Origin of the sequence: Undibacterium paludis (assembly GCF_022568815.1) — a bacterium.
In the GTDB taxonomy this organism is placed as follows: Bacteria; Pseudomonadota; Gammaproteobacteria; order Burkholderiales; family Burkholderiaceae_D; genus Undibacterium.
Genome location: NZ_JAKZHX010000005.1, coordinates 220,208 through 240,321 on the forward strand (window position 1 = coordinate 220,208; position 20,114 = coordinate 240,321).

Annotated in this window: 18 protein-coding genes; 7 read left to right on the plus strand and 11 right to left on the minus strand. The window is 56.2% G+C overall.

The genetic code is table 11. The annotated features are described in order from the left end of the window. Window positions 1–196 precede the first annotated feature (196 nt). Window positions 197–550 (plus strand): DUF1428 domain-containing protein, encoded by a 354-nt coding sequence (locus LZ463_RS10720; protein WP_241455620.1) that lies wholly within the window; start codon window positions 197–199, stop codon window positions 548–550. 99 nt (window positions 551–649) lie between these two features. Here LZ463_RS10720 and LZ463_RS10725 read toward each other — a convergent pair whose 3' ends face one another. Next, window positions 650–1,573: a LysR family transcriptional regulator gene (locus LZ463_RS10725; RefSeq protein WP_241455621.1), complete on the minus strand. Its 924-nt coding sequence runs from the start codon at window positions 1,571–1,573 to the stop codon at window positions 650–652. Window positions 1,574–1,694: 121 nt separating this feature from the next. Between LZ463_RS10725 and LZ463_RS10730 the strand changes: the two genes are divergently transcribed. Both LZ463_RS10730 and LZ463_RS10735 read left to right on the plus strand, forming a co-directional pair. After that, the gene (locus tag LZ463_RS10730) at window positions 1,695–2,435 is read left to right on the plus strand and encodes an SDR family oxidoreductase (RefSeq protein WP_241455622.1); all 741 of its coding nucleotides are present in this window, start codon (window positions 1,695–1,697) and stop codon (window positions 2,433–2,435) included. A 61-nt stretch (window positions 2,436–2,496) separates the two neighbouring features. After that, window positions 2,497–2,709, plus strand: coding sequence for a tautomerase family protein (locus tag LZ463_RS10735; RefSeq protein WP_241455623.1), 213 nt, complete (start codon window positions 2,497–2,499; stop codon window positions 2,707–2,709). Between the two features lie 926 nt (window positions 2,710–3,635). Here LZ463_RS10735 and LZ463_RS10740 read toward each other — a convergent pair. From LZ463_RS10740 to LZ463_RS10760, 5 genes are all read right to left on the minus strand, one after another. Continuing rightward, window positions 3,636–5,198 carry a DHA2 family efflux MFS transporter permease subunit gene (locus tag LZ463_RS10740; protein WP_241455624.1) on the minus strand — a complete coding sequence of 521 codons (1,563 nt, stop codon included), beginning with the start codon at window positions 5,196–5,198 and terminating at the stop codon, window positions 3,636–3,638. Next, window positions 5,198–6,439, minus strand: a complete 1,242-nt coding sequence (locus tag LZ463_RS10745) for an HlyD/EmrA/EmrK family protein (RefSeq protein WP_241455625.1) — start codon at window positions 6,437–6,439, stop codon at window positions 5,198–5,200. Before LZ463_RS10745 ends, LZ463_RS10740 begins: the two co-directional genes overlap by 1 nt. Continuing rightward, a complete protein-coding gene (locus LZ463_RS10750; protein ID WP_241455626.1) occupies window positions 6,436–7,986 on the minus strand; it encodes an efflux transporter outer membrane subunit in 1,551 nt (516 codons plus the stop codon). Before LZ463_RS10750 ends, LZ463_RS10745 begins: the two co-directional genes overlap by 4 nt. Before the next feature lie 82 nt (window positions 7,987–8,068). Beyond that, the gene (locus LZ463_RS10755) at window positions 8,069–8,536 is read right to left on the minus strand and encodes a MarR family winged helix-turn-helix transcriptional regulator (RefSeq protein WP_241455627.1); all 468 of its coding nucleotides are present in this window, start codon (window positions 8,534–8,536) and stop codon (window positions 8,069–8,071) included. A gap of 415 nt (window positions 8,537–8,951) precedes the next feature. Further along, window positions 8,952–9,116 carry a hypothetical protein gene (locus LZ463_RS10760; RefSeq protein ID WP_241455628.1) on the minus strand — a complete coding sequence of 55 codons (165 nt, stop codon included), beginning with the start codon at window positions 9,114–9,116 and terminating at the stop codon, window positions 8,952–8,954. A 65-nt stretch (window positions 9,117–9,181) separates the two neighbouring features. Here LZ463_RS10760 and LZ463_RS10765 point away from each other — a divergent pair, with 65 nt between their 5' ends. From LZ463_RS10765 to LZ463_RS10780, 4 genes are read left to right on the plus strand one after another with little or no spacing between them, the layout of a single operon-like run. Continuing rightward, window positions 9,182–10,981: an IucA/IucC family protein gene (locus LZ463_RS10765; RefSeq protein WP_241455629.1), complete on the plus strand. Its 1,800-nt coding sequence runs from the start codon at window positions 9,182–9,184 to the stop codon at window positions 10,979–10,981. Window positions 10,982–10,987: 6 nt separating this feature from the next. Next, window positions 10,988–12,160 (plus strand): MFS transporter, encoded by a 1,173-nt coding sequence (locus LZ463_RS10770; RefSeq protein ID WP_241455630.1) that lies wholly within the window; start codon window positions 10,988–10,990, stop codon window positions 12,158–12,160. After that, complete coding sequence (locus LZ463_RS10775; protein WP_241455631.1) at window positions 12,157–14,088, plus strand: IucA/IucC family protein; 1,932 nt, start codon at window positions 12,157–12,159, stop codon at window positions 14,086–14,088. Before LZ463_RS10770 ends, LZ463_RS10775 begins: the two co-directional genes overlap by 4 nt. Before the next feature lie 24 nt (window positions 14,089–14,112). Further along, window positions 14,113–16,164, plus strand: a complete 2,052-nt coding sequence (locus LZ463_RS10780) for a TonB-dependent receptor (protein WP_241455632.1) — start codon at window positions 14,113–14,115, stop codon at window positions 16,162–16,164. A gap of 96 nt (window positions 16,165–16,260) precedes the next feature. Here the strand turns inward: LZ463_RS10780 and LZ463_RS10785 are convergent, their stop codons facing one another. From LZ463_RS10785 to LZ463_RS10805, 5 genes are all read right to left on the minus strand, one after another. Beyond that, window positions 16,261–16,665 carry a hypothetical protein gene (locus tag LZ463_RS10785; RefSeq protein WP_241455633.1) on the minus strand — a complete coding sequence of 135 codons (405 nt, stop codon included), beginning with the start codon at window positions 16,663–16,665 and terminating at the stop codon, window positions 16,261–16,263. Between the two features lie 183 nt (window positions 16,666–16,848). After that, on the minus strand, window positions 16,849–17,331 hold the full coding sequence (locus LZ463_RS10790; protein ID WP_241455634.1) for a DUF4405 domain-containing protein: 483 nt from the start codon (window positions 17,329–17,331) through the stop codon (window positions 16,849–16,851). Between the two features lie 25 nt (window positions 17,332–17,356). Further along, a complete protein-coding gene (locus LZ463_RS10795) occupies window positions 17,357–18,178 on the minus strand; it encodes an FAD:protein FMN transferase (RefSeq protein ID WP_241455635.1) in 822 nt (273 codons plus the stop codon). Next, window positions 18,175–18,711 (minus strand): FMN-binding protein, encoded by a 537-nt coding sequence (locus LZ463_RS10800; protein ID WP_241455636.1) that lies wholly within the window; start codon window positions 18,709–18,711, stop codon window positions 18,175–18,177. Before LZ463_RS10800 ends, LZ463_RS10795 begins: the two co-directional genes overlap by 4 nt. Window positions 18,712–18,730: 19 nt before the next feature. Further along, complete coding sequence (locus LZ463_RS10805; protein ID WP_241455637.1) at window positions 18,731–20,083, minus strand: hypothetical protein; 1,353 nt, start codon at window positions 20,081–20,083, stop codon at window positions 18,731–18,733. Window positions 20,084–20,114 lie beyond the last annotated feature (31 nt).

Below are 20,114 nucleotides of genomic sequence, written 5' to 3' on the forward strand. Positions count from 1 at the left end.
GGGGCCAGGCCGGGAAAAGGCAGGGCCCGGCCTGGGCCTGTAAAAAGAGCGGCAAAATGATGTGATTTTTTTGCGAAATAAAAATTTTCTCTTATCCATGCTTTGATCTAGAATGTGCTCACGTCACCCGTACCAGCCAGCTTTTCGAAACGGGCTTCCCCGCCCTGCCCCCTGCATTTTCTGAAGGAGTTTTACCATGAGCTACGTCGATGGATTTGTACTTGCTGTCCCCAATGCCAACCGCGAAGCCTACCGCCTGTACTCGGAAAAAACTTCACCGGTCTTCAAGGAATACGGCGCCCTGTCCATTGTCGAATGCTGGGGAGATGATGTGCCGCCCGGCAAACTGACCTCCTTCCCGCTGGCTGTGCAATGCAAGGAAGACGAAACCGTGGTCTTTTCCTGGATGACCTGGCCATCGAAGGAAGTACGCAATACCGCCTGGGAAAAAGTCATGCAAGACCCGCGCCTGAGCCAGGAAAACAACCCCATGCCCTGCGACGGCAAGCGCATGATTTATGGCGGGTTTGAGGTATTTGTGGATTTGTGATTTGTTGATTGCCGGCCGAAGAAATATCGGACATTCATCAGATCTGTTGCGCAAGAAATCTGATTCACAACACCGGTGTACGAATGTCCATCAGCCGGCTTATCCGCTTGGTGTGACAGGCAGCACCCCGAACTTCTGCGCATACAAATCTACCAGCCAATCCACAAACACACGCACACGCGGTGACAGCTGGCGGCGGTAGGGGTAGAGCGCGGTAACCGGTAAAGGCGGGCTTTGCCAGTCTGCCAGCACTTCCACCAGGCGGCCGGTGCGCAGTTGCTCTTCAATGTGAAAGCGCGGCAGTTGTATCAGGCCGCAACCACTCTCTGCGCAGGTGACATAGTTCTCGGCATCGTTGACTGTGATCCAGCCGCCGATATCAAACTCTTTCACTTGCCCATCTATGTTCAAGGCGACAGGGTAATCAATCGCTGCCGTACTGGAAAAAAAGCGGACGACCTGGTGCGCCATCAAGTCGTCCGGGTGATGCGGGGTACCACATCTGGCCAGATAAGCCGGGCTGGCGCAAATCACTTGCGGCATCAGCGCCAGGCGGCGCGCCACCAATGTTGAATCACGCGGATTGCCACCGCGTATCACACAATCGACGCCTTCGCGCACCAGGTCCACCAGGCGGTCGCCGCTGCTGGCGACGATGTCTATGCCAGGATAACGCTGACGGAATTCATGTATTCGCGGCAGTACGATCTGGGTGGCGTGGGTGCCATGCATATCGATCCGCAAGACCCCACGCGGGTTGGCAGCGACATGACGCATGGATGCTTCGGCATCATCAAGTTCACTGATGATATGCACGCAGCGTTCATAAAAAGCCTGGCCATCCAGGGTCGTACGCACATGGCGCGTAGTGCGCTCCAGCAGGCGCGTGCCCAGGCGTGTTTCAAGCTGCTTGATGGCGTGGGTGGCACTGGCGCGCGGCACATCCAGCATGTCCGCCGCGCGGCTGAAACTGCCGGTTTCCACAATGCGGGTGAATAGTTGCAGGGTATCAAGACGGTCCATGATTGTTGAGCTGGATTGAATTATGTTCTGAGTTTATCAGCATTTATCTTGTCGTATTGAATGATTAAAGTACTTTCCGGGCGGCAGTATGACGCTGCCTTATCAACAGCCAGGAGAAATCATGAACAAAGAAGCAAGTAAAACAGCGATCGTCACCGGCGGCTCGCGCGGTATAGGGCAGGCCATCTCACTGCGCCTGGCGGCGGACGGTTTTGCCGTCGTCGTCAATTACGCGGGCAATGCCGTCAAGGCGCAAGAAACCGTCAACGCCATACACGCTGCCGGTGGCCGGGCGATTGCGGTACAGGGCGACATCGCCAGACCAGAAGACGTGGCGCAATTGTTTGCCACGGCCAGAGACGTATTTGGCCGCATCGATGTGGTCGTCAATAATGCAGCCGTCATGCCCATGGCAAGCATTGATGCCAGCAATCTGGATGCGTTTGACAAGGTCATCGCGACCAATTTGCGCGGCGCATTCCTGGTGCTGGCACAGGCGGCACGGCATGTGGAAAAAGGCGGCCGTATCATTGCGCTGTCCACCAGCGTGATTGCAAAATCCTTCCCCGCCTATGGCCCTTACATCGCCAGCAAGGCAGGCGTCGAAGGCCTGGTACATGTGCTGGCCAATGAATTGCGCGGGCGCGATATCACGGTCAACGCCATCGCCCCTGGCCCGGTGGGGACAGAGATGTTCTTCAATGGCAAGACCGAAGAGCAGGTCAGTAATATCGCCAGAATGGCCCCGATGGAACGCATAGGCACACCGGCAGAAATCGCCGCTGCTGTCGCCTTCCTGGCCGGCACTGACGGCGCCTGGGTCAATGCGCAAATCTTGCGCGTCAACGGCGGTTTCGCCTGAACCTTATTTTATTTCTTTCAATACACATTTCAATACGCAATTCTTAAACAAGGAGAATCTCATGCCATTTGCCAATTTCAAATTCCCTGAAGGCATACTTGATGCTGCCCGCAAGGAGGAAATCATCCACCGCACTACAGCCATGTTTGTCGACTATTTCGGTGAAGGCGTGCGGCCATACACCATGGTGCTGGTAGAAGAAGTCGCCGATGGCGGCTGGGGGCGGGCGGATGAAACATTGACGCTGGAGAAGATGGGGATGAAGAAGAATTAGAGCGCTTGTCGTTGGAGCTTTATCGGTCAGACACTTGGCCCGGAAATTAATAGGGCAAGGAAAAAGGTCACACAATTAAACGGATTTTTTTGCATTCGCAATCGTGGGTTGGGCCTGGCCTCGCCAGGCTAGAGCTTCGTAGGTTGGGCTAATGGTTTATCAGCCCAACACTCGGTCTCAAAAATTGGTTTGTACGATGTTGTGCATGTTCATTCTTTTTTCCTGCATGTGTTGATTGGCGATTGCAGGTCGGGGGTAGCCCGACAGCTACTCACTTTTCTTGTCTCGCCAAGAAAAGTAAGCCAAAGAAGGCGACCGAGGCGTCTTGCCCCCTAAAGGGGGTTCCCGATTGTGCGGTACAAAAAATGGGAAGATCCGAAAACTCGCCTGCGGCTCAAACATCGGCTCTTCTTCTCCCATTTTCTGTACCGCACAATCGGCATCGACACATCGGAACAGCGAAAGTCAAAAGCAACCTCAACCCCATAACGGTCGATTAGCTCTGTATTCCTAAATTTGAATGCTGGTTGTATTGACGTTGTTTTTGACTTTGGGGTTGCTCTTGATCTTTGTCGTTCCGATGTGTCGATGCCTTTGCTGCGAGGCAGAAAATGGAAAAAGAAAGGCCGATGTTTGAGCGTTAGCGAGTTTTCGGACTTTCCCATTTTTTGACTTGCAGCAAAGGGAACCCCGCAGGGGCAGCGATGCCTCGGTCGCCTTCTTTGGCTTACTTTTCTTGGCGAGACAAGAAAAGTGAGTAGCCGCCGGGCTACCCCCGGCCGGCAATCGCCAATCAACTTATGCAAGCAAAAAAGACTTAACACGTACAACATCGTAAAAAACCAATTTTGAGGGCAAAAATTGGAATGATGAAGCTCTACCCTAACGAGGCCCAGCCCAAGCTGCGGCCCCTCAAAAAAACCACCTCAATGCGCCCCGCCCGCATCAACCGGTGCCGCCGATTTCTTGGGCTTGGTCAGCCAGACCAGGCCGATCAGGCCGATGAACATGTAGGCAGACATCCAGAAAATATCGGTCGCCGCCATGGTGCTGGCCTGGATATTGATGGTGCGGTCGATGATGGCATAGGCCCCCTGCTCCGGTATGCCTTGCTGCATCAATCCCTGCACGGTCTGCACAAAGTTGGGGAAGCTGCTGCCGGTGTTTTCGGCAATTTGTGCATGATGCAGAGTACTGCGGCTGTCCCAGATGGTGGTCATGATCGATGCGCCCATACCGCCACACATGATGCGCACAAAGTTCGACAGACCTGATGCGGCCGGTATCTTCTCCGGCGCCTGGCCCGACAGGATGATGGAGGTCAGCGGGATGAAGAACATCGACATCGCCGCGCCCTGTATCAGCGTCGGTATCAGCAGCGTGGCAGTATCGACGTCAGTATTGAAATGCGAACGCAGGAAGAACACCAGGGCAAAGCCCATGAAGGCAGTGGAGGCTACCTTGCGTGCGTCGACCTTGGGCAGAATCTTGCCGATGATCGGTGACAGGATGATCGCAAAAATGCCGACCGGCGCCATCACCTTACCCGCCTCAGTCGCGGTGTAGGCCAGCTGGGTTTGCAACCACAGCGGCATGATGACCAGGCTGCCAAAGAACAGGCCATAACCAATCGAGATGGCGATGACACCGGCACTGAAGTTACGGCCCTTGAACAGCGACAGGTCAACCACAGGATGATCCTGCCCCAGTTCCCAGATGACGAAATAGATCAGGCCGATGACGGCAATCACGGTCAGCAAGATGATCTCGCCGGAATTGAACCAGTCCAGCTCTTTGCCTTTATCAAGCATCAATTGCAAAGCACCTACCCAGATCACCAGCAAGGCCAGGCCAACCTTGTCGATGGGCAGGTTCTTGATGGCAGATTCACGCTTGCGATAGATGGACCAGGTGGCCCAGGCGGTGAACAGACCAACGGGGATGTTGATGTAAAAAATCCAGGGCCAGGAATAATTGTCTGATATCCAGCCACCAAGCAAAGGCCCCATGATGGGCGCGACCAGGGTGGTCATCCCCCACAAGGCCAGGGCCATGGAGCTTTTGGTCGGCGGATAACTGCCCAGCAGCAAAGCCTGCGACAACGGGATCATGGGGCCGGCGACCGCACCTTGCAGGATACGGGCGGCAATCAGTATTTCTATGTTCGGCGCCATGCCGCACAACCAGGATGACAGCACGAATAGCAGTATCGATGACAGAAACAGTTTGACCTGGCCAAAATGCGTGGTCAGCCAGCCAGTCAGCGGTACCGAAATCGCATTCGCCACGGCAAACGAGGTAATCACCCAGGTGCCCTGTTGTGGCGACACGCCAAGATTGCCGGAGATGGCCGGTATCGAGACGTTGGCAATCGATGAATCCAGCACATTCATGAACACCGCCAGCGACAAAGCCAGCGTGCCCATGCCCAGCTGCCCGCCTTTGAGCGGCGGGTGCGGTGCCTGCGGGGAGCGTGGAGCGTTACTCATTATTGTGCCTTGGTGGTGTTGCCATGATGATCGTTAGCAGCCGCTTTGCCAGCTGGCAGATTGGCGGCGATGATGCTGGCGATGCGCTGGTCTGCATCTTTGCCATTCTGTTCAAACACAGCCGTCTGGTAAGCCGGTGCAGCGCGTGCTGCGGCCGTGACCGGTGCACCCTGCTGTTGCGAAATATTGACCTGCACCTGCATCGATACACCTATGCGCAGCGGGTGGGCTTCCAGCTCCTTGGGGTCCAGGGTGATGCGTACCGGTACGCGCTGTACGACCTTGATCCAGTTGCCGCTGGCGTTTTGCGCCGGTAACAGGGCGAAGGCGGAACCGGTACCGGCAGACATGCCCAGCACTTTGCCGTGATAGGTGACGTCGCTACCGTAGAGGTCGGAATGCAGTTCCACGTCCTGGCCGATGCGCATGTGGGCGAGTTGCACTTCCTTGAAGTTGGCATCCACCCACAAGGTATTCAAAGGCACGATGGACAGCAAAGGCGAGCCGGCAGCAATGCGCTGGCCGACCTGTACGGCACGCTTGGCGACATAGCCGGTGGTGGGCGCAGGCAAGGTGGTGCGACTCAAGGCCAGCAGGGTTTCACGCACACGGGCGGCAGCACGCAAGACATTCGGGTGCTGGGTGACGGTGGTGTTTTCTGTCAGGGTCTTGTTCGATGTCAACTGCTCATTGGCGGCTTGCAGGGCGGCTTCTGCGCTCTTGACGGCATTGCGGGCATGTTCCAGTTCTTCCGATGATACCGCACCTGTGCTCAGCAACTGGCTGCGACGCGCCAGGTCGGCCTTGGCTCTTTCCACTTCGGTGTTGCGCAGGCTGACATTGGCCTGCAGGCTGCCATTATTGGCAAACAGTACGCGCACTTCACGTACGGTTTGCGCCAGTTGCGCCTCTGCCTGATCGACGGCCACTTTGGCGTCGGTCTTGTCGAGTTCAACCAGCGGTTTACCCATCTGCACCAGCTCGGTATCGTCAGCATGAATGGCGACGACTGTGCCAGCCACCTGCGGCGTCACCTGCACGACGTTGCCGGCGGCATAGGCGTCTTCGGTATGTTCAAAATTGCGGCCTACGGTATACCACCAGACGGTATAGGCGCCGAGGGCGATCAGGATGAGCAGGGTGACGATGATCAGCAGGATGCGGCGCTTGCCGTTTTTTTCTGTCGTGTATTCTGCCTGTGGTGAAACAGTGACTGGTTTGTTTTGTGCTGGGGCGTTCATGACGCGGCCTCCGAAGTGTTTGCTGCTGTGGTGTTGACTGAGGTGTTCTTGATCTTGTTATCTGCCTTGTTACTTGCTTGACTCGCGGCAGGGCTGGTGGCAGCGTCCGTTTTATAGCCGCCACCCAGCGCCTTGATCAGGTTGATCTGTGCTTCGGTGTGGCGCACTGCCAGTTCCAGCGAGGTTTTTTGCTGGGCCAGTACGGCGCTCTCGGCTGCCAGCACGGGCAGTTTGTTGGCGGTACCCACCTTTTGCCTTTGCTGCGCCAGTTGCAGGCTGACGCGGGCGGCCTGTTCTGCAGACCTTTGCTCAACCAGCTGTGCCTGGCTTGCTTGCAATATTTGCACCTGGTCTGCCACTTCATGCAAAGCGTCGGTCAGGCTCTGGTTATAGGTGGCAACAGCAATGTCATAAGCGGCGACCTTGCCCTTCAATTGCGCACGCAGACGGCCACCTTCAAAGATGGGCAGGTGCAGGCTGGGGCCGACACCGATGATGCCGCTGCCCGCCTTGGCCAGGTTGCTCAAACCCAGGCTGGACAAGCCGGCAAAACCGACCAGGTTGATGTTGGGGTAGAACTGGGTCTTGGCGACATCGATGTCGCCCTGCCCGGCTTCGACGCGCCAGCGTGCAGCAACGATGTCAGGACGGCGGCCCAGTAATTCCAGCGGCAGCTTGCCGGGCAAGGCGCTGTCTGTCACCTGCCGGAACTGTGGCGTGGCTATCAACTTGCCCTGTTCCGGTCCCAGACCTTGCAGTGCGGCGATCTGGTTGCGCGTGAGGGCAATGGCTTCCTGCCATTGAGCGATGTCATTCTTGAGACTGGACAACTGGATCAGGCTTTGCTGCGTGTCAGATTTGGTATCAAGACCTGCAGCCACGCGCTGCCGGGTCAGGTTGTCAAACTGTTCGCGCACAGCCAGTTGCTGCTTGCTCAGTTCCAGTTGCGCATATTGTCTGGCCATTTGCAGCCAGGCACGGGCGATGGCATTGCTGAGCATCAGACGTACGCTCTGGCCTTCGGCTTCGGCGACTTTTTCCTGCGACAGGGCGCTGCGCATTTCGGCACTGTGCTTGCCCCAGAAATCCAGCTCATAAGAGGCATTGAAGCTGATCTGGTTATTGCTTTCATACGTACCGGCCAGTGGCGGCGGCACCAGGCCATGTTCGGTAAAGCGCTGGTAAGTGCTTTCGCCGTTGAGGGTAACTGTTGGTTTTTCGTTGGCGCCAACCAGACTGCTCATGGCTTGCGCTGCGCGCAGGCGGGCCGCGGCAACCTGCAGGCTGGGGTTGTTGGCCAAAGCCGTATCGATCAATGCCTGCAGCTCAGCACCACCGATGGTCGTTGCCCATGTGCTGTCCGGCCAGGCAGCGTTACCGCCCTGATCAGGGAAGCCGCCACTGTCAGCTGTCAATGTCTTGAGTTGCGCCTGGCTTTGTATGCCCTGGAAACTGACACAGGCAGACAGCAGGGCCAGGGCGCTGCCCGCTGCCAGCAACCGCAAGGCATGCTGGACAGTACCGGTGTTGAACGTGCGTTTTTTCATGATGAACACTATTTAATAAACGAGAATTTCATACAGAGAGTTTGCTTACAGCAATAAAATTTAATTGCCTATGCAATGATTATCAAGTCTCTAACAAAGACCGGTTGGCCAGCAGTTTGCGCAGCAGGTATTTGAGGAACTGGATTTCTTCCGGCGCAAAGCCGGTAAAACCAATATCCAGCACGCTGGCGTAGATAGGCGGCAGGCGTGCCGCCATGGCCTTGCCGCTTTCTGTCAGCGCCAGCTTGAACAGGCGCTTGTCTGAGGCATCGGTATAACGGCGTATAAAACCCTTGGCTTCGAGCTTGTCGAGTGTGCGCTTCATAGCGGCAGAGTCGATAAACATGTCGCGCGCCAGGTCAGCCGCCGTATTGCATTGGCCGATCGACAACATCAAAAACACCCCGCCCTGGGCGTGGGTGATATCAAGCTCGCGCAAGGCTTCTTCTATGGCCCGTGACAGCATCGAGCGCGCCCTGGCGATCAGGTAGCCGACACTATCCTCGACCTGTTTGGAATACACCTCAGGCTGCTGGTTCTCTGTACTCATGACTGCATCCAATCATTAAATAATCATTGACTAGTCAACAGTCTATACCAGATTTTAAAAGTTTGCAGACGAAGTGAAAAAACATTCTCCCCGCTTCACACCGGCACGCTTTCATAGGGAAGACGCACCGAAAAACCAGGCTGACGCCATCAGTTGACAATGACAATTCACCAGCCATGCGCAGAAATATCAACATTGTTTGCAATTACCGAGCGGGCTGGCTGCAAGTAAATTTATTCAAAAAAAATCAACAAATGATAATGATTCTCATTTATAATGATTCCAGTTTAGCAATCTCACCATCCCCATTAGCGCCAGCCCCCAAGCAAAACACGTTCGCCAGCATCCGACGTGGGCAGATAGTGTGAAACACGTATTCAGTTTCATTTATCCAGTTTCAGCGGGGCAATCATGTTTATCGCATTCTTCCATCCAACCGGCACGGCGCATCACGTCCGGCCCTGGCATACCACACTCTCGCGACACCGCCAACCTCTGCGGCATGGCCTGCTGCACCGGTACCGAGCCTGACCGTCCCGCCCTGGTTCTGCTCCGGCCAGCGCAGTAAAACAATAATCAACCATTACCTCATGCGATAGCCGCGTCTGCACACGGCCCGCCATGCTTACATAAATGAAGACGACCATGCCCAATCCTGCACCAACGACAGTCCCCCTTGCCATCGAAGCAGCCATAGAACGCACCCTGCGCCAGTTCATAGAAAGTTTTTATTTTGAAGGAGCACTTGATGCTCACCTGGAGCATCATCACGAGGACGGCGGGCGCGGCAAAGCCGTGCTGCACATACGGGGAAGAAATGCTGGCGGCGAAGCGCTCGATTACCAGATCGCAGCGCATACCGGCAGCGCGTTTGGTCGCACACGCCTTCTCGGTCCCTTGCTGGACAGTCGCACCGGCACAGCTCAACATGATATCGCCAGCGTGGCAGGTCACCTGCTCAGACATTTACGGACTGACGATGACAAAGTCCGACGCTTCACCAATGAGCTGCTGCACACTGCGGCCAAGCAGGCAAGATCGCTGACAGTACCGCGTCGCCCGGCGCTTGAGCTGCCCTATGCCAAGCAGGAAGCGCTATTTGGTGAAGGCCATTTATATCACCCCTGCTATCGCTCGCGCATAGGTTTCAGTCTTGACGACCATGCGCAATATGGGCCGGAATTCGGCAATACCCTACAACTCCGCTGGCTGGCAATCCGCAAGGACATCTGCGATATCCACAGTATGGACGGACGCGATTATGCAAGCTTCCTGGCGCATGAAACCGGCAGTGATGAACTGCACAGGCTGGAGCAACAAGTAAGGGCACAGTCACAAGACCCCGCAGTCTACTACCTGTTACCAGTTCATCCCTGGCACTGGCAGCACAGCCTGCAAATCCAGTACGCGCACTGGCTGGCCGACGCCACCCTGCTTGACCTGGGCGCAGCCGGACCAGATTTCCTGCCACAGCAATCGATACGTTCTTTAAGCAATCTGTCAGCACAGTCCCGTTACAACCTCAAGCTGCCGCTGGCCATTGCCAACAGTTCTGCTGACCGCATCCTGTCTGATCACCATGTCTGCAATGCACCGCTGATCAGTGCCTGGCTGGAAGATATCTGCCAGCATGACCCGTATTTGCGGCAAAGCTGCCGTTTCAGCCTCTTGTCTGAACCCATGGGCATCACACTCAAACCTGGCGTGGCGCATCATATCAACTACGGACTGCTGGGGGCGATCTGGCGTACAGCGCCAACAACCATACTGCAAGCGGGCGAGCAGGTGTTCCCCTGCACGGCATTGACTGCCGTACGCACTGACGGGACCATGGAAATTGCCCCCTGGCTGCAACAGAACGGTACGGAAAACTGGGTTACCGCCCTGCTCAAATCCATGCTCCCCCCCTTTCTGCACCTGATGCTGCGCCACGGTGTCCTGCTTGAAGCACATGCACAAAACACCCTGCTGATACTGAAGGATGGCATGCCTGCCGGTGTGGCCATCCGTGACCTGCCCGGCGGCCTGCATTACATCGCCGGTCATACGACTGACGAAGCCCGCATCAGCCAGTTGCGCAATGCACCGGCCCACCGTAATGCGGCCAATGCCAGTACCGGCTTTGCCATGCATAGCATTGTCGAAGCACGCGATTATCTGCTCGAAGTGCTGCTGTTCATCCACCTGGGGGAACTGGCCTACCGGCTCGACATCTTTCATGGTTTCAGCGAAGACAGGTTTTGGCAACTGGCTGTACAGGCCGTCGCCAACTACCAGCAGCAGGTGCCGGACATGGCTGAACGCTTCGCCCTGTTTGACCTGCATGTGGCAGAAATTCAACTGGAACGCCTGGCAACACGTCGCCTTTCTGCCGGCAGCACTCAGCAGTTCCACGCAGCCCCCAATCCCCTGCATGCCGGCCAGGCAGCGGTGATAACGCGGTGAATACCCATGCTGAAGCAAACCGTTACCATCACCGTCCTGGGGCATTTTGGTGCAGCCTTTGCAGCACTGTGCATGCCACCGTTTTATGCGCAGATATTGAGCAGCAATTTTTCCAGCCAGGTGCTGGTGATGGCAGGCTGGTATTTCACCCTGCCCACGCTGGCGGCAGCCATCGCCAATCCCCTGTGGGGCAGGCTGGCTGACCGCATCGGCATACGCGCCTCACTGATACGTGCACACTGGGGCCTGTGCCTGAGTTTTCTCATCACGGGCATGGCAAGCACTCCCTGGGAATTTGCTTTTGGCCTGACCTTGCAGGGCCTGCTGGGCGGCACCTTTGCCGCGTCCAACGCCTACCTGGCGTCATTGTTGCCGGGCAAGCGGCTGGCTACGTTGCTCAGCGTCATGCAGGGTTCAGCCCGCACGGCCCTGTTTGTCGGCCCCGCCGTGATTGGCCTGATGAGTGCAGAACATAATCTCTTGCATATCTTCTTTTATCTGGCGATTTTTCCCGGCGTGGCAGGTCTGGTCCTGCTACTGCTTCCCGCACAAGGCATCGCTACAACGCCCATCCCTCCTATCAGCATTGACGACATCACGGAGCAGACAGAACAGCGCGTAACCGGTTTACTGCCAGCTAGCCTGAATGCGCAAAGCCTGTATCGCTGTCAGGTCATGTTCACCGTAGGCACGGTACTGACTTTTCCTTACTTTGTGCTTGATCTGGCCAGACGTCTTGATCTTTCTGCAAACTGGGCTGGCGCCCTGTTTGGCTTGCCGCATGCCCTGTTCCTGCTGCTGGCATGGCCGATGGCGCGGCTGGTGAATTTTGACAATGCCCGCATTGCACTTGCCCGTTTTTCTGCACTAACCTGTATCAGCCTCTTATTCCAGGTGCTGGCTGGCAATCTGGCAACGCTGGCCACAGGCCGTGTCCTGATGGGCATAGGCATGACAGGCGCATACATCGCCATCAATGCCCTGGCGGCTGCCACAACACAAACAGCCAGCGCAGGCCGGCATTTTGGCAAGCTCGAAGGCGCCAACAAATGGGGCGCTGTACTGGCAGGAATTTTCGCAAGCGGTCTGGCGGCCTCAGTCGGCTATACCGCTCCCATCTGGTTAGGTTGCGCCCTGTTGGCCAGCCTGTTTATTTTGATAGAAAGTAAACGCATATGAAAGCCACTCTCCCACGTCTCACTTTAAGCCCGCATCACGAAGCATTCACCCTGCGCAACAATATCCATCACTACCCGACCAGGCCCGAGCAGCACATGCATCAGGACGTCGATGCACAAGAATTTGCCCAGACCCAGCATGGCCGCGTTTTACTCAATTGCTATGCACGCGAAGTCGCCATGCAGGAGCACAACCTGGCCGTACGTGCGCCCGAACATACCCGCCAAGTACCGCCCGCGCTACGCAACCATCGTGGCCAGATACTCGATATCCAGCTGCCGCGCCTGCATAGCCGCCTGTGTGTAGGTGTGCAGCAAGTATCGGTCACCGGCAACTATGAATACAGTACGGCCATTTACCTGCAAACCCCGGCCCACCCAGAAAACCACTGGAAAGAAGCCAGCTGGCGCGACCTGGCAGATCTGATCATCAGCGATTTGTCGCAACGTGAAAATACACCGTATAACCATGACCTGCTTTCGCAAATCGAAGAGAGCATAGACACCATGCAGCACTTTATGGAAGCGCGCGGCACGGGGCAGTCCGGCCTTGCCAGCCAGACGCCGCTGCAAAAATACATCGCCAGTGAACAGCACCTGCTGACCGGCCATCCGTTTCATCCGACACCCAAAAGCCGCTCGGGCTGGACGCGTACAGAAGAAAAACTGTATTCACCTGAACATGGCAGCCGCCTGCAATTGCGCTACTTTCAGCTGCCGCGCGCATGGATCATCAGTGACAGTCTTGATGGCGCTACTACCGATCAACTGCTATCCAACTTGACCGAACATGGATTGCTGGCAGCACCCGGTCATGCAATCGTGCCTTTGCATCCCTGGCAGGCAGACTGGCTGCTCAGACAACCGCGCATTATCAGGGCCGTGCTGGAGGGTGACATCAAGGACCTGGGCAGCAGCGGCCAGCATTTTTATCCGACAGCATCCATACGCACCATGTTGGCAGGCAGGGCTGATGCCTTCCTGAAGCTTTCACTCAACCTGCGCATCACCAATTGCATACGCAATAATGCCAGACATGAACTGGCGGCGGCACTGACAGCGAGCAGACTGTATCGCGGCATGAAGGCAGAAATGCAGACGCATTTCCCGCATTTTCACGCCCTGGAAGAACGCGCCTACCTGAGCATGAGTTTCCCCGATACGACAACAGGCAACAAGCGGGAACACAAAGAGATCGAAGACGGTTTTGGCCTGGTGATACGTGAAGGCCTGTCAACGCAACTGGCGCAAGGTATCACGCCAATGATTTGCGCCTCGCTGTTTGGCAATGGCCAGGCTGGCCGTGAAGATGTTGCCAACCTGATAGAACGCTATGCACACCGCCAGGGACTGCCCCTGAGCCAGGGCATGCGCCTGTGGTTTGCCAGCTATGCCGAACTGGCGATTTACCCCATCTTTTACCTGCTGTTTGAAAAGGGTATCGCCTTTGAACCGCACATGCAAAACACCATTATCGGCCTGGGGCCTGATGGCGGGCCGGCACGCTTCATCCTGCGCGACCTGGAGCTGACCAGACTGACACCGCGCTCACACGCCCTGACAGATGGCCTGGAGATCGATCAAAAAACCCGCAGTGAAATCTGCTGCAGTGACGAGGCTGGCTGGACGCGCATAGGCTACTGCCTGCTGGTCAACAATATCTGCGAAGTCATCGCCACGCTGGCCAATGGCAATCATGATCTTTACCTTGATCTGTGGGGTTGCCTGCGTAATGTGCTGCAGGCTTATCTGGCCCGCTTCCCCAATCTCGAAGCAGCGCGCCGCATTCAGGGCCTGCTGTCCGGCGAAGCCTTGCCTGTCAAGGGCAATCTGCTGATCCGTTTTTTGAAGCAGCCTGACCGTCAGGCTGCGTATCTGCCTTTGTATCATCCTTTAGGTGTGGTCACCGGTACCCGCCCGCTACTCTGATTTTTTTCACTCGATGTTTTTATCATGCAACTCAAACCTATAGCCTTACTCGTCACCAGTCTGTTCACCTGTGCCACAACCAGTGTGGCGCAGGAAAAGAACGAACTCCCCGTCATCGAAGTCAAGGCGCAGCAAACCGGGGGCGGCGCCCTGGTCAGCGGCGCCTTGAAAAACCAGAGCAGTCTTCTGGAAACACCGCAATCCATCAGCGTCGTACAGGGTGAAGACCTGCGCGCACGGCTGGCCAATACCAGCAAGGATGCTCTTGAATACAGCAGTGGTGTCATCGCAGGCCAGGGCGAAGGCCGGCGCGATGAATTTTACCTGCGCGGCTTTTACTCGCCGCGTGAAACCCTGCTCGACGGTGTACGTGACGACAGTCTTTACTACCGCGACCTTGCGACAACAGAAAGACTGGAAATCATCAAGGGAGCGAGTGGCGCGCTGTACGGGCGTGGTTCAGCCGGTGGTCTGATCAACCGTGTCAGTAAAAAACCGCAGGCGAAGCAGGACACCGAACTGTCGCTGGGCCTGGGTTCTGACCGCCAGCGCAGACTGGCCATCGACGCGGGTGGCGCACTGTCAGAACAAGTCAATGGCCGCCTGATCGCTGCCTATGACGCAGGCAACAGTTACCGTGATGTCGTCGATCACACGCGCCTGCTGCTGGCCCCCTCGCTGGCATGGAACCTGGCCGCCAGCACCAGCCTGTTGCTGCAGGCAGAGATACAGCGTGAAGACCATACCCCGGACCGCGGCATCCCCGCCATCAATGGCCGCGCCGTTGACGTGCCGGTTGCAACTTTCTACGGTGAAAAATTTGACTTCACCAAAACCGACAGTGACATGTTCAAAGCCAGGCTGGAGCACAAGTTCAACGGGCAACTGAGCCTGGTCAACACCCTCCAATACAGCCAGACGGACCTTGATGGCGTCAATACCCGCAACCGCCGCGTGAATGCAGATAAAACGGTATCTCGGCAAATCACTTACTTCCCTATCCAGCAAAAAAACCTGATCAACCAGACCGAACTCAGCTATGCACTGCAAAACCAGTTGATACTGGTCGGTCTGGAGCTGGCACAGCAAAAACGTGATTCGCTGGTCAGGCAGACAGGCACGGCTTTCCCGGTTGATCTGTACCATCCGCAGCAAGTGCTGGCCATACCGGATTTCAAAACCCTGCCGGCGGCGATAGACAGCCGCTTTGATGCCGACACGGCAGCACTGTATCTGCAAGACCAGATCAGTGTGACAAGCAAGCTGGATATCCTGCTCGGTGCACGCTTTGACCAGTTCAAGCAAAAACAGACCAACCGCCTGGCAAACAATGCCGTGGTGGAACGCACAGACCATCTGTTTTCACCACGCCTGGGCCTGGTCTACAAAATCACGCCGCAGCAATCGGTGTACGCCAATGTGAGCCGCTCTCATCAGCCGGCCGGCGGTGATCTGCTCTATACCGGTACAACAGCGCTTAGCCAGGTCAAACCGCTGCAAACCAATCTGCAAGAGCTGGGCCTGAAACAGGACTGGCTGGATAAACGCCTGTACACCAGCGTCGCGCTGTTCCGTATAGAGCAGAGCAATCAGTTGACGGCAGACCCGACTGACAGCAGCGGCCTGCGTCAATTGCAGATAGGCCGCCAGCGCAACCAGGGGATAGAAGTGGAATTGCAGGCGCAACTGGGCAGCGCCACCCAGGTCAACGCCAGCTATAGTTATAACGATGCAAAAATCATCGCATCGAATGATATACGCGTTGGCAACCGTGCTGAAATGACGCCTTCGCATAATGCCAGTATCTGGGTCAGGCAACAGCTGTTTGCCCATTTCAGCGCCGGTCTTGGCCTGCTGGCCCACAGTGAGCAATATGCGCTGACAGACAATAGCGTGCGCCTGCCCGGTTATGCCCGTGCCGACCTGGTGCTGACTTACCAGCAGCCACGTTATGATGTCAGCCTGAAACTCAGCAATATCGGCAACACACGCTATATGGAATCAGCCAACAATAATGTGCAGATACAGCCGGGCGCACCGTTCAATGTCAGCCTGGTAGTGAATACGCGTTTCTGATCTGTTTGCCACGGCCAGGGCTTGCCCGCCGGGTAGCCCTGTCTGTCGCGCCCGCCCGGCAGACTGCCGCCTACATCATGGCGTGCTCTGGCAAGATCAGGATTTCATCTTCTTGCGCCAGATCATGTAATACATTGCCCATGCTGGCAAGACCAGCGTATTGATCAATACAAACCTGCCAGCATCATATTCACCGCCCTCACCCAGGAATACAGACAGGGCAAACAATTCTGCATAGACCAGCGGGCCGATGACGAACAACACATACCAGGTCTTTTTTACCCAGGGCTTGTGACTGGTGCTGATGCTGGTGATCGCCCGCGCTTCATCGATCGATGACTGGAAGGGGTCATTCGGGCGGTAGATGTATTGCGGCTCTTCCAGCGGTTCTGGTGTTTCCGGTTTTTCAGCTTTTTTCTGTGCGGCGGCGGGGTCGGCAGAAATCGGGCTGCCCTCTGTCACTTCCAGATAAAAATCACCGGCTTTGAAACGTTGTGACATGGCTTTATCCCTCAGAACCTGTTTACGATCTGTAGCGAGCGTGCGTCAGCGGGGTAAGGGTAACAAAAGAGCAGCGCAAAAAGCGGAATGTACTTGAGTACATGAGCATGTTGAGCAGCACATGAGCCTCGATCACGCACGCGCAGTAAGATCGTCAACAGGTTCTCACAATCAAGCTCTGCTTCAGCTATGGCGACGCCCGAGACGTATATGCAGCCACAGCAGCAGCGGCAAGGCGCAGCCTGCCACCCAGTGGACAAGTGACCAGTAAGGGCGCAGGGTTTCACTGGCAAAATAATACAAGGCATAACCAGTCAGCGCCAGCCACAGCAACAGGGCAATCATGCTCCAGCCACTGTTGCGGTTGCGCCCTGCCCTGTGGGCGCGGCGCATGTGCTGGAACAGCAGACCACCCGCCAGGAAACTCAAAGGCAAAATCAGCGCGCCATGCAACTGCATGGACCAGTGTTCCAGCGGATGGTTGCTCTCGCCAAATTCACCGGCAACACGCAAAAAGAAATGCGCCAGCAACCAGGCCAGGCCGCTGGCAAACAAGGCCGCCACCATGCCATACAGAGCATACCTGTGCCAGGCTTCCAGCTTGAACTGCTGGCTGACGACAGGTGGGAGCTTACGATGATGCAGGCTGTGCTTATTGGTGCGCATGAAAACAATCTGAAGGGAAAACAATTCAGATTATAAAAGCTTCTGCCGCAAAATGGCGCAAACAGGAGTGCTGCACATCGGCGCTGGCAGCCAGTACCTTGGTCAGGGCATCGGCCCATATGCATTCATCCGCCAGTACGGTATAACTGTGCCCGCCCTGTATGGCCTTGCCGGTACGCCCGTCAATCAGGGCGCAGACGGTTTCATCATTGACGTGTTTTGTTGAAAAGTAACTGGCTGATGTGGCCATGGCCCTGTCACCGAGCAGCCATTGCCTGGCCATGCTTTGTGGTTGTTGCGGATCGCGTATGCCGACCGCCTGTGGCTCACCCAATACACGCAAGTCGCCACCAGCATTGACACAGGCGTGTTGTACATCGTGCGCCTGCAAGGCAGCGACTGCACAATCGACCGCATAGCCTTTGGCGATACCGCCGACATCAAGCCAGTCTGCGCTGAGTTTTTCAAGCTGGTTTCCGGGCAGCAGGCGATAAGCCTGCTTCTGCCTGCAATAAGCTGGCAAGCTTGCGTCTGGGGCGGGCAGGTAATCCAGCGCCACCAGGCAATTGGCGACACGGATATCAAACAGGCCATCACTGAGTTCTGTCACGCGCTGTGCAGCGCCGAGAACCTTGGCCGTGCGTGTATCAATATCAAGGATGGCGCCGACACTGGCACGGTTGTAGCGGCCAATATCGCTGGCAGCCTCATGAAAACTCATCAGCCTGTGGATGGCATGAATACTGGCAAAGGCATCCTGAAAAGCGTCACGGCTTGCCTCATTGCCAAGGTCTGATAGGGAAATCTCAACCAGAGTGCCCAGCGCTGGTTGGGCGCGGCGCATCATTTTTTGAGTGCGACCTGGACTATCGCGGCAATGCGGCGCACACCGTCAGTGACATGGGCGCAGGACAAGGTCGCGCCACTGATGTTGGCGATGCCATCGCCGATGGCCAATCCATGGCTGACGGTCTTGCCGACAAACTGCCTGCGCCAGTTGGCATTGCGAATTTCAAAACCATGGCTCTCGCGATAAGCCATGATCTCCACCTGCTGCACGGTCGCATCGGCTTGCAGACCAACGGCATAAGAGATCAGCTCAAACTTACCGACAACATCATCAAAGACGACATAGCCGAGCAGCCTGTCGTCCTTATAGGCGGCAACCGTGCGCCAGGCTACCGAGCGCGCAGGCAGGCCGGACAGTTTTTCAACCTGCTTCATCTGCGCTGCATCCAGTTGCAGTGGCAAGGGTTTGAAGCTGTTGGCCTCGGGAAAGATGGTTTGCTGCGCCTGCTCCGCTGTCAGGTATTGCGTGGCAAATGCCGTGCTGCTGAAACCAGCAAGAGCAATCAGGGACAGGGGAGCAAGCTTGGTCATGGATATCGTTATCAGTGCGTTAGAAAGAATAACCGGCACCGAGATTATAACGATCACGGCTGCTGTCCTGCTTGAATTTCTGGTAGTCAGCCTTCAATACCACGCCTTCGCCAATCTTGAAGCTGGCGCCGATGGTGGTGACTTTTTCATCCGGGCTGGCAGCAACACCAAGACCCTGCGGCACGGCAGAATAAGACTTGGCCGTGTTGAACTGTTCATAGCGCAGGAAAGGTGTCAGGCTATAGTCTTCATTCTTCCACAACTGGTAAGCACCCTGCACATACCAGCCGGCAAAGGCAGACGGCACCGGGGTGGGTTGACCGACAAAGGTCAGGTTCAGGGCATCGGTATTGCTGATGGTGCCGCGAGCATATAGAGCTGTCAGGTCCAGCTTGCCAGGGTTGTAGCGTGCATGCAGGTCCCACAGGGTCAGGCGCGCGTCATTGGCGGCAAAATCTGTCGTTTCATGACCAACCTTGCCCGAGAATACCGAGCCACCCACCAGCAAACCAGGTACGCCACGGTAATTGGCGGCAGCATGCAGGCTCAGGTCACGGGATTTGGCAAACTGCCCTTCCTGATGGATAGCACCCAGCGGTGATTCGCGGCCATCGCCCGATGTGGCGTCCCACTTGGTCAGGTTAAAACCGGTGGTCAGGCCGATGTCCCAGCTCAGGCCATTGTCATGCGAGCCGGACAAACCCAGGCCGGCTTCACGCCATGTCGATGGAATAATCGCCGTCTCGACAAAATTGCGGTGTACGCCATAGTAAGCTGTCGGTTCGTGGCTGGTATTGAGGAAACCGGCAGGTATCAGGAACAAGCCTGCCTTGGCGGCCAGGCCGGGTTTGATTTCATGCTCTACATACAGTTGCTCGACAGCGGCTTCGCCATCGTCACCTTTGGAAGCAATCGCATGCTCCCATTCAAACTCGGCGACCATCTTGGTCTTTTCGTTGAAGCGGTGGGTGATGCCTATTACGGCGCGGCCCACATCGGTCTGCGCCTGCTCACCGGCATTCTTCGGACGGGTATAGTTGATTTCACCGTAGCTGCTGATGACGGTCTGCTGCATGGCGCGATTCAGGCTGGTCTGGCTGCTGTCTGTGGCGGCTGCTGATGCCAGCGGCGCAATCGGTGCAACTGGTGAAGCCGGTGACGCCTTGGCGCTGCTGATCATGGCCTCCTGCTTCTGTTCCACCACTTCGGTTTTCTTGCGAGTGGCTGCCAGCTCAGCCTTGATGGCTTCGAGTTCTGCGGCCAGTTTGTCGATTCTTTGCAGCAGTTCTGCCTCACCGGCATGGACAGGGGCGGCAAATGCACCGGCGACCAGGGTGGCACACACGGCTTTGACAAAAAAGGATTTTTTCATATTGGGCTTTCTATCGTATCTATCGTATTCA

What these genes read in the sequence shown, in the direction of transcription:
- LZ463_RS10720 (WP_241455620.1), top strand. Translation starts at nt 197, where the DNA reads ATGAGCTACGTCGATGGATTTGTACTTGCTGTCCCCAATGCCAACCGC.
- LZ463_RS10725 (WP_241455621.1), bottom strand. Translation starts at nt 1,573, where the DNA reads ATGGACCGTCTTGATACCCTGCAACTATTCACCCGCATTGTGGAAACC.
- LZ463_RS10730 (WP_241455622.1), top strand. Translation starts at nt 1,695, where the DNA reads ATGAACAAAGAAGCAAGTAAAACAGCGATCGTCACCGGCGGCTCGCGC.
- LZ463_RS10735 (WP_241455623.1), top strand. Translation starts at nt 2,497, where the DNA reads ATGCCATTTGCCAATTTCAAATTCCCTGAAGGCATACTTGATGCTGCC.
- LZ463_RS10740 (WP_241455624.1), bottom strand. Translation starts at nt 5,198, where the DNA reads ATGAGTAACGCTCCACGCTCCCCGCAGGCACCGCACCCGCCGCTCAAA.
- LZ463_RS10745 (WP_241455625.1), bottom strand. Translation starts at nt 6,439, where the DNA reads ATGAACGCCCCAGCACAAAACAAACCAGTCACTGTTTCACCACAGGCA.
- LZ463_RS10750 (WP_241455626.1), bottom strand. Translation starts at nt 7,986, where the DNA reads ATGAAAAAACGCACGTTCAACACCGGTACTGTCCAGCATGCCTTGCGG.
- LZ463_RS10755 (WP_241455627.1), bottom strand. Translation starts at nt 8,536, where the DNA reads ATGAGTACAGAGAACCAGCAGCCTGAGGTGTATTCCAAACAGGTCGAG.
- LZ463_RS10765 (WP_241455629.1), top strand. Translation starts at nt 9,182, where the DNA reads ATGCCCAATCCTGCACCAACGACAGTCCCCCTTGCCATCGAAGCAGCC.
- LZ463_RS10770 (WP_241455630.1), top strand. Translation starts at nt 10,988, where the DNA reads ATGCTGAAGCAAACCGTTACCATCACCGTCCTGGGGCATTTTGGTGCA.
- LZ463_RS10775 (WP_241455631.1), top strand. Translation starts at nt 12,157, where the DNA reads ATGAAAGCCACTCTCCCACGTCTCACTTTAAGCCCGCATCACGAAGCA.
- LZ463_RS10780 (WP_241455632.1), top strand. Translation starts at nt 14,113, where the DNA reads ATGCAACTCAAACCTATAGCCTTACTCGTCACCAGTCTGTTCACCTGT.
- LZ463_RS10785 (WP_241455633.1), bottom strand. Translation starts at nt 16,665, where the DNA reads ATGTCACAACGTTTCAAAGCCGGTGATTTTTATCTGGAAGTGACAGAG.
- LZ463_RS10790 (WP_241455634.1), bottom strand. Translation starts at nt 17,331, where the DNA reads ATGCGCACCAATAAGCACAGCCTGCATCATCGTAAGCTCCCACCTGTC.
- LZ463_RS10795 (WP_241455635.1), bottom strand. Translation starts at nt 18,178, where the DNA reads ATGATGCGCCGCGCCCAACCAGCGCTGGGCACTCTGGTTGAGATTTCC.
- LZ463_RS10800 (WP_241455636.1), bottom strand. Translation starts at nt 18,711, where the DNA reads ATGACCAAGCTTGCTCCCCTGTCCCTGATTGCTCTTGCTGGTTTCAGC.
- LZ463_RS10805 (WP_241455637.1), bottom strand. Translation starts at nt 20,083, where the DNA reads ATGAAAAAATCCTTTTTTGTCAAAGCCGTGTGTGCCACCCTGGTCGCC.